Source organism: Streptomyces uncialis (assembly GCF_001905345.1).
Classification (GTDB): Bacteria; Actinomycetota; Actinomycetes; order Streptomycetales; family Streptomycetaceae; genus Streptomyces; species Streptomyces uncialis.
On the sequence record NZ_LFBV01000008.1, the window covers coordinates 422,919 to 434,716 of the forward strand.

At 71.4% G+C, this 11,798-nt stretch carries 11 protein-coding genes and 2 rRNA genes; 3 read left to right on the plus strand and 10 right to left on the minus strand.

Features of this window, described 5'->3' with window-relative positions; translation table 11 throughout:
- Window positions 1-448: 448 nt before the first annotated feature.
- Window positions 449-736 carry a glutaredoxin family protein gene (locus AB852_RS28470; protein ID WP_178391134.1) on the minus strand — a complete coding sequence of 96 codons (288 nt, stop codon included), beginning with the start codon at window positions 734-736 and terminating at the stop codon, window positions 449-451.
- A 292-nt stretch (window positions 737-1,028) separates the two neighbouring features.
- Here AB852_RS28470 and AB852_RS28475 point away from each other — a divergent pair, with 292 nt between their 5' ends.
- The 3 genes from AB852_RS28475 to AB852_RS28485 all read left to right on the plus strand — a co-directional run bounded on the left by AB852_RS28475 (window position 1,029) and on the right by AB852_RS28485 (window position 4,854).
- Window positions 1,029-1,976, plus strand: coding sequence for an HAD family hydrolase (locus AB852_RS28475; protein WP_073793056.1), 948 nt, complete (start codon window positions 1,029-1,031; stop codon window positions 1,974-1,976).
- A gap of 389 nt (window positions 1,977-2,365) precedes the next feature.
- Entirely contained in the window at window positions 2,366-3,232 is an 867-nt protein-coding gene (locus AB852_RS28480) for an ECF subfamily RNA polymerase sigma factor, BldN family (RefSeq protein WP_073793057.1), read from the plus strand.
- A 326-nt stretch (window positions 3,233-3,558) separates the two neighbouring features.
- Window positions 3,559-4,854, plus strand: coding sequence for a DUF5667 domain-containing protein (locus AB852_RS28485; protein ID WP_073793058.1), 1,296 nt, complete (start codon window positions 3,559-3,561; stop codon window positions 4,852-4,854).
- Window positions 4,855-5,042: 188 nt separating this feature from the next.
- Here the strand turns inward: AB852_RS28485 and AB852_RS28490 are convergent, their stop codons facing one another.
- From AB852_RS28490 to AB852_RS28530, 9 genes are all read right to left on the minus strand, one after another.
- Window positions 5,043-6,113, minus strand: coding sequence for a lysophospholipid acyltransferase family protein (locus tag AB852_RS28490; RefSeq protein ID WP_073793059.1), 1,071 nt, complete (start codon window positions 6,111-6,113; stop codon window positions 5,043-5,045).
- A gap of 63 nt (window positions 6,114-6,176) precedes the next feature.
- On the minus strand, window positions 6,177-7,229 hold the full coding sequence (locus AB852_RS28495) for an NAD-dependent epimerase/dehydratase family protein (RefSeq protein ID WP_073793060.1): 1,053 nt from the start codon (window positions 7,227-7,229) through the stop codon (window positions 6,177-6,179).
- Between the two features lie 328 nt (window positions 7,230-7,557).
- A complete protein-coding gene (locus AB852_RS28500) occupies window positions 7,558-7,656 on the minus strand; it encodes a 30S ribosomal protein bS22 (protein WP_003948845.1) in 99 nt (32 codons plus the stop codon).
- Window positions 7,657-7,796: 140 nt separating this feature from the next.
- Window positions 7,797-8,006, minus strand: a complete 210-nt coding sequence (locus AB852_RS28505) for a helix-turn-helix domain-containing protein (protein WP_161349187.1) — start codon at window positions 8,004-8,006, stop codon at window positions 7,797-7,799.
- 128 nt (window positions 8,007-8,134) lie between these two features.
- Complete coding sequence (locus AB852_RS28510; RefSeq protein WP_073793108.1) at window positions 8,135-8,950, minus strand: phosphatase; 816 nt, start codon at window positions 8,948-8,950, stop codon at window positions 8,135-8,137.
- Between the two features lie 485 nt (window positions 8,951-9,435).
- Window positions 9,436-10,608, minus strand: coding sequence for an acetoin utilization protein AcuC (locus AB852_RS28515; protein ID WP_073793062.1), 1,173 nt, complete (start codon window positions 10,606-10,608; stop codon window positions 9,436-9,438).
- Between the two features lie 67 nt (window positions 10,609-10,675).
- Complete coding sequence (locus AB852_RS28520) at window positions 10,676-11,320, minus strand: HAD family hydrolase (protein ID WP_073793063.1); 645 nt, start codon at window positions 11,318-11,320, stop codon at window positions 10,676-10,678.
- A gap of 103 nt (window positions 11,321-11,423) precedes the next feature.
- A 5S ribosomal RNA gene (gene rrf, locus AB852_RS28525) occupies window positions 11,424-11,540 on the minus strand.
- A 118-nt stretch (window positions 11,541-11,658) separates the two neighbouring features.
- Window positions 11,659-11,798: ribosomal RNA gene (locus tag AB852_RS28530) — 23S ribosomal RNA — on the minus strand; the annotation flags it as partial.

Here is an 11,798-nt window from a genome sequence, read left to right on the forward strand (position 1 = left end):
AGGCTATGTCTTTGTGAACGCGTGCACAAAGATGGTGTCCGATTTGCCCGGCCAACGTGACCGGGGTCACGCACTCCCGGCGCGCGATCCGGGAACCGGCGCACGGACCTCCAGAACGCTCATCCGTAGGGGGCAAAGCGGTACACACTCCTCAAAACAACCCCGCCCCCGAAGCCGAACCCGGTCAATCAGCATGCAAACAGCAACGATCGTAACGCGTTCTTTAGCCCTAAAGTGCCCCTCCGCTCCCCGAACACACCCCCCTCGACCGCCCGATTCCGGCCAACCTCCGCCCGCCCCAAGGGAATCCACACCAAACTCACCAAACCCGCACGGACCTCCGACAAGCGGAGCAGCCCGCCCCACCCCCCACGAACCACCCGCCCCGCGCACCACGAGCGAGCCCGCGCCGAGCCCTCCCGGCCGACCCTCCGCCGGGAGGCGCGCGTCAGCCCGTCAGGGCCTTCCGCAGCCGCTCCTCCTTGACCCGCCAGAAGTCGTGCTGGGCACCGTCCACCAGCACCACCGGGATCTGCTCCCAGTACAGCCGGTGCAGCTCCTCGTCCTGGGTGATGTCCTTCTTCTCCCAGGAGGCACCCACCTCCCCGCACACCTTCTCGATCACGACCTGCGCGTCATCGCACAGATGACACCCGGGCTTCCCGATCAGCGTCACGACACGCTCCGCGGGAGGCTTCTTCTCCGTACGTCGAAAGAGGGGACTCATACGGCCCATTGTCGCCCCGCGCCCCGCGCGCCGGGGAGCCCCGCGACCGAAGGGAGTGCGGCGCGCACCACGCACCCGCGCACGACCGGCCGTCGAGCGGCACCGGGAGCGGAGCACAGGGGCCGGATCCCGGAGCGGAGCGTGAGCGGTACCGGGAGCAGCACCGGAGCCGGTACCGGAGGCGGATCGGGAGCCAGTTCCGGAGGTGGGTCCGGGAGCGGCGGGAAGGGCCACCCGGATGTTCACCGCACCGCGTCACCACCGCCGGGGAACCACCGAACAAACTGGCTATGCTCACCGCATGGCCGCTCTCGGATGGCTCACTTCCCGTAGGCGCTCCGCCACGGCGCGGAGCGTGCTCGCAGGCGAGGCCTCGGCGGAGGCAGCCCGCAAGACCTCGCAGGACCTCGAATCAGCCCGGCGGGCCCCGGCCCCGGACGGCACCCCCGAGGAACCGGCGTTCCCCGTGGTCGGCGACCGCCGCGCCGCCGCGTTCTTCGACCTGGACAACACCGTGATGCAGGGCGCCGCCCTCTTCCACTTCGGCCGGGGCCTGTACAAACGCAAGTTCTTCGACACCCGCGAGCTCACCCGCTTCGCCTGGCAGCAGGCGTGGTTCCGGCTCGCCGGCGTCGAGGACCCCGAGCACATGCAGGACGCCCGGGACTCCGCGCTGTCCATCGTCAAGGGCCACCGGGTCGCCGAGCTGATGACCATCGGCGAGGAGATCTACGACGAGTACATGGCCGACCGGATCTGGCCGGGCACCCGCGCCCTCGCCCAGGCCCATCTGGACGCGGGCCAGAAGGTGTGGCTCGTCACCGCCGCCCCCGTGGAGATCGCCACCGTGATCGCCGGCCGCCTCGGACTGACCGGCGCGCTCGGCACCGTCGCGGAGTCCGTCGGCGGCGTCTACACCGGACGGCTCGTCGGCGAACCCCTGCACGGCCCCGCCAAGGCCGAGGCGGTCCGCGCGCTGGCCACCGCCGAGATCCTGGACCTGACCCGCTGCGCCGCCTACAGCGACTCCCACAACGACATCCCCATGCTGTCCCTGGTCGGCCACCCCTACGCGATCAACCCGGACGCCAAGCTCCGCAAGCACGCCCGCGCCCGCGACTGGCGGCTGCGCGACTACCGCACCGGCCGCAAGGCCGCGAAGGTCGGCATCCCCGCGGCGGCGGGCGTCGGCGCGGTCGCCGGCGGCACGGCCGCCGCCATCGCCCTGCACCGCAGGACCCGCCGCTGACCTCCACGGCCACCTCGGCCCGGACACCGCCGCGGGTCGTCCGCCCGGTGCGCCCACCCGGACGCCTCGGCACCCGGACACCCGGACGCCCGCGCACCCGCACACACGTCCACCCGGACGAGCCGTCAGGAGCGGCACCCCCAATGAGCACAACACACCCCCATCCGCCCTGTATCGATCCCATTTGGTCAACAACCTGTCACTCTCCGACACTTGAACCAACGCCGATCGATAACAGAAGCGACGTAATCGATGATTTGAGCAACTGGGCGTAGCACCGCCTGTACGAAGCGTTATTCTCCTCAGACGCAAGCCGGTACCCACACGTCGCCACGACGGGTGAACGGTCCCGCACAGCACGTGATGCAAGCTCTGCCTCTGGGAGTCCCGTGTACCCACACGTCGGGGTTGACGCCTCGGGCCTGGCTACGCTGCGCGCGACGGTCCTCGACCACCTGCGCGGCTTCGTCCCCACCGCGTACGCCGTCCCCGCATACGCCGTCCCCGCACCAACCGCCCCGCACACCGCCCCACGTCCCGCCGCGCAGTCCCCCCGCACCTCCCGCGCCACCCGTACCGCCGCCCAGGCCGGACCCACCGGCCCCTGCTACGCCCTGGCGGACGGCACGGCGGCCGTCGGCAGGCGCAGCCGCGGCGCGGGCTCCACGACGACCACGACGACCACCCGCAGGCCCGCCGCGGACAGCGACAGCGCCCGCATGATGGAACTCGTCGAACGCGCCCAGTCCGGCGAGGCCGAGGCGTTCGGCAGGCTGTACGACCAGTACAGCGACACCGTCTACCGCTACATCTACTACCGGGTGGGCAGCAAGGCCACCGCCGAGGACCTCACCAGCGAGACGTTCCTGCGCGCCCTGCGCCGGATCGGCACGTTCACCTGGCAGGGCCGCGACTTCGGCGCCTGGCTCGTGACCATCGCCCGCAACCTCGTCGCCGACCACTTCAAGTCGAGCCGCTTCCGGCTCGAAGTGACGACCGGCGAGATGCTCGACGCCAACGAGGTCGAGCGCAGCCCCGAGGACTCCGTCCTGGAGGCCCTCTCCAACGCCGCCCTCCTCGAAGCGGTCCGCCGTCTCAACCCCCAGCAGCAGGAGTGTGTGACTCTCCGTTTCCTCCAGGGCCTGTCGGTCGCCGAGACCGCCCGGGTCATGGGCAAGAACGAGGGCGCGATCAAGACCCTCCAGTACCGGGCCGTACGCACCCTCGCCCGGCTCCTCCCGGACGACGCCCGCTGACCGGTGAACCCGACATCCACCACCTCCGGCCCGCCCCCCATCACACCCGGCGACCCCCCGCCCCACCGGGCCCGCCCGACCCCTGAATCCCGCCCCGACACGGTGCGCGACCAGCAACTCACCCAACGTGAGCTACAGTTGACCGGCCACTCCGGTCACCACCGGTCCGTAACCGAAGTGCCGCGCCACTCGTTGTGCGGGATACAGGCTCCCTGTGGTCACCCCCCGGCCGCCCCCGCTCACTCGAAGGAGTGGAGGCAGCCAGGGAATGGAACCCTCAGGACCCCCTGGGGAGTCGACCGTCATGACGAGAGGAGGTGCCGCCAGTGATCGCGAACGTATCGGCGCACCGGCGGGCGAACGCCTTCGCCCAGGCCCTGGAGGAACCGACCGACCGGGGCCCGGCGGCCGAGCAGTCCGATCAGCGGTCCGCCCCGGGCGCGACCCCCGACCCGGCGGGTACCGCGCCGGCCGGCCCGAGGACCGAGCAGCAACGCCTGCTCACCCTCGCGGGCGGTCTCGCCGACCTGCCCAGACCCACGCTGGACCCCGAGGTCAAGATCGTCCAGCGCGCGCAGCTCGTGGCCGCCATGGAGGCCATGCTGATGGCGGGCGCGGGCGGTGGGGCGATGGACCCTTCGGTGCCCGAGCAGCGGTCCCGCAAGGGGACGAAGGGCGCCCACCGGGCAGGACCGCTGCGGAAACTACGCCCACGCTCCCGGCTGAGCAAGAGCCTCGTCGCGGGCGGACTCACGGTCGGCGTCGCGGCGGGCGCCCTCGGGGGCGTGGCCGCCGCGAGCTCCGACGCCCTCCCCGGTGACTCCCTCTACGGCCTCAAGCGCGGCGTCGAGGACATCAAGCGGGGCCTCGCCGACGGTGACACCGATCGCGGGGAGATCTACCTCGACCAGGCGTCGACCCGCCTGAGCGAGGCCCGCAGGCTCATGGAACGCGACCGCGGCGGCCCTCTCGACCACGAATCCGTGGGCGAGGTCCGCCGCACCCTCAACGGCATGCGCCACGACGCCGCCGAGGGCCACCGCCTCCTCCTCGCCGCCTACGAACGCGACGGCTCCCTCGGCCCCATTCAGGCCCTGTCCGCGTTCTCCCGCTCCCACCGCGACAGCTGGAGCGCCCTGCGCGACCGGCTGCCCGTCCAGCTCGGCGACGTCAGCCAGGAGGTCAGCTCCGTCTTCGACGCCATGGAGCAGGAGGTCGAACCCCTGCGTTCGCTGCTCCCCGAGCCCCCCGCCCCCCGCGGCGGCCCCAGCCAGGGCCCCCGCACCGAGCGGTCCCCCGCGGGCCCCACCCAGGACGGCACCGAACGCCCCGCCGCGCCCACCCGCTCCGGCGAAGGCGAGGCCCCCCGGGACACGACACCCCGGGACCAGGGCGGCGGCAGTCCCGAACCCTCCGCGCCGGACCCCTCCGGCAAGAAGGACGAAGGACTCCTCGGCGGCGGCACCGGCGGCCTCCTCGACACCCCCAAGGAACAGGACAAGGCCAGCCCCAGCCCCTCGGGCAGGACCAGCCCGGTCCCCAAGCCGGACGTCACCCTGCCCCCGCTGCTGCCCGGACTCCTCCCGGGCCTCGGCCTGGACGCCGAGGAATCGGGCCCGTAGCCCGCACACCACGGCCACCAGCACACCCGCTCACGCACACCGGATACGGGAGCGGGGGCGCCTCTTGTCGGAGGCGCCCCCGTTCCCGTACACCGCACCACCTGCTACCCGGCCGCCCGGCTACTCGGCCACCGGACCCGGAAGAACACCAGGACCGGTCGGAGGTACACCAGGGCCGACCGGAAAGATCAGAAGAACACGGACCGGCGCTGCACCAGCAGCTTGTACAGCGTGTGCTGGATCTGCTCCCGCACCTGATCCGTCAGATTGAACATCAGCATCGGGTCCTCCGCCGCCTCCGCCGGATACCCCTCCGTGGGGATCGGCTCCCCGAACTGGATCGTCCACTTCGTCGGCAGCGGCACCGCCCCCAGCGGACCCAGCAGCGGGAACGTCGGCGTGATCGGGAAGTACGGGAACCCCAGCAGCCGCGCCAGCGTCTTCGAGTTGCCGATCATCGGGTAGATCTCCTCCGCCCCCACGATCGAGCACGGCACGATCGGCGTCCCCGTCCGCAGCGCCGTCGACACGAACCCGCCCCGCCCGAACCGCTGGAGCTTGTACCGCTCCCCGAACGGCTTGCCGAGCCCCTTGAACCCCTCCGGCATCACCCCGACGAGCTCACCGCGCCGCAACAGCGCCTCCGCGTCCTCCGCGCAGGCCAGCGTGTGCCCCGCCTTGCGCGCCAGCTCGTTGACCACCGGCAGCATGAACACCAGATCCGCCGCCAGCAACCGCAGATGCCGCCCCTGCGGATGATGGTCATGGACGGCGACCTGCATCATCAGCCCGTCCAGCGGCAGCGTCCCCGAATGGTTCGAGACGATCAGCGCCCCGCCGTCCGCCGGGATGTTCTCGATGCCCTTCACCTCGACCCGGAAGTACTTCTCGTACACCGGCCGCAGCAACGACATCAGGACCTGATCGGTCAGCTCCTCGTCGTACCCGAAGTCGTCGACCTCGTAGTCACCCGTCAGCCTGCGCCGCAGGAACGCCAGCCCCCCGGCGACCCGCCGCTCCCAGCCGTCACGCCCGGCCCCACCGGGCACCCCCGGCTCACGCACCTCATCCGTCACCGGCCCATCATCCTGCCCGGCGGGCTGCCCCGGCAGCGTCGTGACCTCGCTCACCGGCCCCGGCGGCGCGGTCCGGCCAGGCGGCACCGACCGCCGGGCCGGCCCCGACCGCCGCCGGGCCGGGCGCTGCGCACCCCCGCGCGAGCGGTCGTCGTCGAAGGGAATGACCTTGGCGTCCGCCATCGTTGCTGCGCTCCTCGGTTGGCGCCCCGCGACCGGCCCGGCCGCGCGTACGGGCGCACTGCGTCAGGTTCGGGTCCGGCCCCCGGGCGCGGGCACGGCGAGTTCCGCGATCCGGTCGACCGTCCGTGCGACGGCCTCCGGCGGCAGCAGCCCGGGGCCCCGGCTGCCCACGAAGTCCTCGAAGGCCCCGGCCGTCGTGTACGTGGGCCGGTAGCCGAGCGTCTCGCGCATCTGACGTGTCGCCACCACCCGCCCATGGGTCAGCAGCCGCAACTGCTCCGGCGAGAAGTCGGACAGCCCCAGCGTCCGCAGCGCCGACCCCAGCCAGGTCACCGCGGGCAGCGGTGTCGGCACCGTCGGACGGCCCAGCCGGCGCGCGCACTGCGACAGCAGCAGCACGCCGTCCCCGGCGATGTTGAACGTCCCGCTGTTGAGGGTGCCCCGCTCCGGCTCCCGGGCGCCGATCCGCAGCACCTCGATCACATCGTCCTCGTGGACGAACTGGAGCCGCGGGTCGTACCCGAACACCGTCGGCAGCACCGGCATCGAGAAGTAGTCGGCCAGCGGGGAGTCCGCGTGCGGCCCCAGGATGTTCGCGAACCGCAGCACACACACCGCCACATCGGGCCGGCGCCGCGCGAAACCGCGCACATACCCCTCGACCTCGACGGTGTCCTTCGCGAACCCGCCGCTCGGCAGCGACTTCGCCGCGGTGGTCTCCGTGAAGTACGCCGGATCACGCGGCGCCGACCCGTACACGTTCGTCGACGACTTCACCACGAGCCGCTGCACGTACGGCGACTTCTGGCAGGCACCGAGGAGCTGCATCGTCCCGATGACGTTGGTCTCCTTGAGCGCCACCCGGCCGCCACCGCCCAGCGGGGTACCCGTCACATCCAGATGCACGACGGTGTCCACGGCGTGCTCGGCCAGGACCCGCGCGATCGCCGGGTGCCGGATGTCCGCGCGGACGAAGTCGGCGCCCCCCAGGGAGTGCGCGGGAGTCACCGCGTCCACGGCGACCACCCGGTCGACCTCGGGGTCCCGCAGGACCCGCCGCACGAACCGGCTCCCCAGCTGCCGGGCCACCCCGGTCACGAGCACGACCTTGCCCACGAATCAGCGCCTGCCTTCCGCTCCGCCGCGCCCCAGTGCCGCGTGGGCCCCCCGCGGCCGGTGACCGCCCCGGGGAAGGCCCTGGCGGCCACGTTAGCGGGTCGGTGCCGGGCTGTGACGGCCCGCGCGACCCGGCGGGCCGGGAAAAATGCCCGGAAACGGGCTGTGGCCCCTCCACCGGAGTGGAGGGGCCACGTAGCGCGCCGTTACAACGTCGCCGAAGCAGTTCCCGGAAGCGATCCGCCACCGCTCCGCCTCGTACCTTCCCGGGACATGTCCCCGGAAGGCCGGGCGGAGGACCGCCGACCGCTTCTCCTCAAAAGGAGAACTACTTCTTGTTGCGACGCTGAACGCGAGTGCGCTTCAGCAGCTTGCGGTGCTTCTTCTTCGCCATCCGCTTACGCCGCTTCTTGATTACAGAGCCCACGTCATACCCTCGCTCACTTCTCGGACAACCCCTGCTGGGCAGGGACAATCACTCGGTGCGGGGCTGCAATGGGGCCCACACGACCTACGGGGGGCCAGCCTACCCCGCCCGAGAGCCGAGCCTGTAATCGAGTCGGACGATCAGGCGGTGTCCACCCCCACGTAGGACTCACGCAGGTACTCGTGGACCGCGTTCTCCGGAACCCGGAAGGACCTCCCCACCCTGATCGCGGGCAGATGACCGCTGTGCACCAACCGGTACACGGTCATCTTGGACACTCGCATCACCGAGGCGACTTCCGCCACGGTCAAGAACTGGACCTCGCTCAGAGGCCGATCGGCAGCAGCCATGACACACCTGAACCTTCCACACATGACGGGCACCGGCTTCCCCTCCGGTGACTCCTCGTCGCTGTGCGCTCACTCCCCAGACTAGGTGCGGGTGATGCGAGTGGGGAAGAGGAGCAGCGATCGGCGGCCTACTGTGACAGACACGCTCGTTTGAGTACATAGCGAGTAAGCGGCCGGTAGTAAACAGACCGCGCAGCGTCATCGATCGGCACGGCCACCGACACCCGCCCCTCGGCCTGTCCGACGAACAACGCCGGATCGTCCGTATCCCCCAGCCCGATGGCCTCGAACCCCAGCTGACCTGCCCCGCAGACCCATCCGTGGTCCCCGACGACCAGCGCCGGCAGGAGCCCCCCGGAGGCCGCGGCAGCCGCCAGCGCGACCCGTACCGGCAGGGGTGAATGGGTGTGTGCGCCGGTCTCACCCCCGGCGCACCCGGGGTCGCGCTCCCGGACGAACGCGACCCCCCGTGCATAGTCGAGCCGGTGTGTGCGTACCCCGAACCGGGTCGTTATGTCGACACGGCTGCCCTCCCCCAGGATGAGGACTTCACATCCCGCCGCCGACAAGGCACCGGCCAAACTGACGTAGAACTCCAGCAGCCTGCCCGGGTGTCCGGTCCCCAGCAGGACGGGTTCCCCCCGCTCGGCGGCGAGTCCGATCCGCTCCGCGAACGCGTCCAGCGCCGCCACGGTCAGCACCGGGTCGATCACATCGCGCCCGGTCCGGTGCCCCGGGTCCCCCGACACCCCGCACCGCGCGGCCATCAGCGCCAGGACGTCCGCCGCGCTCCACCGTGCCACAGGGTCGAGCCCGAGCAGGACCCGAGGATCACGCTCGCCGAACAGCTGGTAGCTCCGCAGACTCCCCTCCCGGGACGTCCCCACCACCCCCGCGAGCCCCACCGCGGCCAGGTACTCCCGCAACCACCCCGCACCCGTCACCCCACCATGCTCCGCCCCCGCCCCACCCCCCGTCCCCGGAACACCCCCCACCCCCACGAACGGCCTAAAAACCAGCGGACCCCCGGCGCCCCAAAGGGGCGCGGGGAACTGCGCATCCACGGAGTACCCGCACAGGAACAGGTACGTCCAGGTGGGCCCCCAAAGGGGCGCGGGCAACTGCGCACCCGACGAGCGACGGCACAGGAACAAGTGCGCTCAGCCGGACAGACCCAGGGGCGCGGGGAACTGCGCGAGCAACCAAGAACCACCCGCACCCGAACGGGAACCGCAAGAGGCGCGACCGAAGGGGCGCGGGGAACTGCGCACCCACGAACGACCCGCACGGGGACAAGTGGGCCCAGGTGTGGAACCCCAAAGGCGCAAGCGAAGGCGACCCGCACGGGGAACAAGTGGGCCCAGCACAGAAAACCCAGGAAGCCGAGGACCCACGGGCACAGGCAGCCCCACGAACCGCCGCCCCCGGCCTACGCCAGCAGCCCCCGCAGCGGAAAGACCGCCCGCCGCGCGGCGAGCACGGCCTGATCCAGCCGGTCCGCCGGGTCGTACCCGGCGTCCCACGCGGCCCACTCCACGGGCCACCGCCCGTCCGTCATCCGCCGCGGACCCGGCAGCCGGGTCCGCGCGAAGACCTCCTGCCGCCACTCCTCCGGAACCTCCGCGCCCGGCTCGACGGGCGCACCCGCCGCGATCCCCACCAGATGCGTCCAGGACCGCGGCACGACGTCCACCACGGAGTACCCGCCGCCCCCGAGCGCGAGCCACCGCCCGTCCGCGTGCTCGTGCGCCAGGTCGTGACAGGCCGCCTGAACGGCCCGCTGGGCGTCCAGGGACACCGCGAGATGCGCCAGGGGGTCCTCGAAGTGCGTGTCCGCCCCGTGCTGCGACACCAGCACCTGCGGCCGGAAGTCCGCCAGCAGCTCGGGCACGACCGCGTGGAACGCCCGCAGCCACCCCGCGTCCCCGGTCCCCGCGGGCAGCGCGACGTTCACCGCCGAGCCCTCCGCCGAGTCCGCCCCGGTCTCCTCGGACCAACCGGTGCCCGGGAACAGCGTCCGCGGGTGCTCGTGCAAGGAGACGGTGAGCACCCGGGGGTCGTCCCAGAACGCGGCCTGGACGCCGTCACCGTGGTGCACGTCCACATCCACGTACGCGACCCGCTCGGCACCCAGCTCCAGCAGCCGCGCGATCGCCAGCGAGGCGTCGTTGTAGACGCAGAATCCGGCGGCCGCCCCGGGCATCGCGTGATGCAGCCCGCCGGCGAAGTTCACCGCGTGCAGCGCGTCACCCCGCCACACGGCCTCCGCGGCGCCCACCGACTGTCCGGCGATGAGCGCGGACACCTCGTGCATCCGCGTGAACGCGGGGTCGTCCACGGTCCCGATCCCGTACGCGCTGTCGGCGGCCCGGGGGTCCGCCGACGCGGCCTTCACGGCGTCGATGTAGTCCTGCCGGTGCACGAGCCGCAAGGTGGACTCCCCCGCAGGCCTGGCGGCCACCACGTCCAGCCGCCGGTCGAGCCCGAAGGCCCGCACCAGACTCCGGGTGAGGTCCAGCCGGACCGGGTTCATGGGGTGCTGCGGTCCGAAGTCGTAGCCCGTCACCGCTTCGTCCCACATCAACTGTGCGTGGCCGCTCATGCCCGTCACCGTATCGGTCGGCCCCGGGCCGGACCGCACAGGCGTCCGCCCGGCCGGGCCCCGCAGGTCAGGCCAGCAGCCCGGGCAGCTCCCGCATCTCCGCGAAGGTCCCCGTGACGTCCCCGAGCCGCTCGGCGGGGGTCATCGCGGTGAACCCGTAGACGTCCATCCCGGCCGCCACCGCCGCCCGCACCCCCAGCGGACTGTCCTCGACCACGACGCACCGCGCGGGAGCCACCCCCATCCGGGCCGCGGCGTGCAGGAACAGATCAGGCGCGGGCTTGCCCTGGCCCACGTCCTCCGCGCTGAAGATCCGCGCGTCGTCGAACCACTGCCCGAGCCCCGCCGTACGGTGCCCCACCCTGATCCGCTGATGGCTCCCGGACGACGCGACACAGTACGGGACCCCCTCCGCCGACAGCTCCGCCAGTACGTCGACCGCCCCCGTCACCGGCTTCAGCTCCCGCTCGAACGCGGCGAAGACCCGGGCATGCAGCTCGTCGTCGAAGTCCTCGGGCAACCGCCGGCCGGTGCGTTCCCCGACGAGGTCGTGCACCCGGTGCACCGCGGCCCCCATGTAGTCCCGCAGGGAGTCCTCGTACGTGGTCGGATGCCCGAGTTCGGTGAGATACCCGGCGAGGATGCCGTTGGAGATCGGCTCACTGTCCACCAGGACACCGTCATTGTCGAAGATCACGAGGTCGTAGCGCATACGACGACCCTAGACGGCCCGGAATTACCCGGGAACGCAAAAAAGGCCGTGGTCTTCAAGAGAAACAAGTTCTCTTGAAGACCACGGCCTTCATATAAAGTTAGTTCGGCGGTGTCCTACTCTCCCACAGGGTCCCCCCTGCAGTACCATCGGCGCTGTAAGGCTTAGCTTCCGGGTTCGGAATGTAACCGGGCGTTTCCCTCACGCTATGACCACCGAAACACTACGAAACACACCCCGCACACCCCCACCGGCCCACACAACCCAAGATTTGGGTCGGGGCAGGGGGGTGTTGGTTGTTCGTGGTTTCAGAACCAACACAGTGGACGCGAGCAACTGAGGACAAGCCCTCGGCCTATTAGTACCAGTCAACTCCACCGGTCACCCGGCTTCCATATCTGGCCTATCAACCCAGTCGTCTACTGGGAGCCTTACCCCATCAAGTGGGTGGGAGTCCTCATCTCGAAGCAGGCTTCCC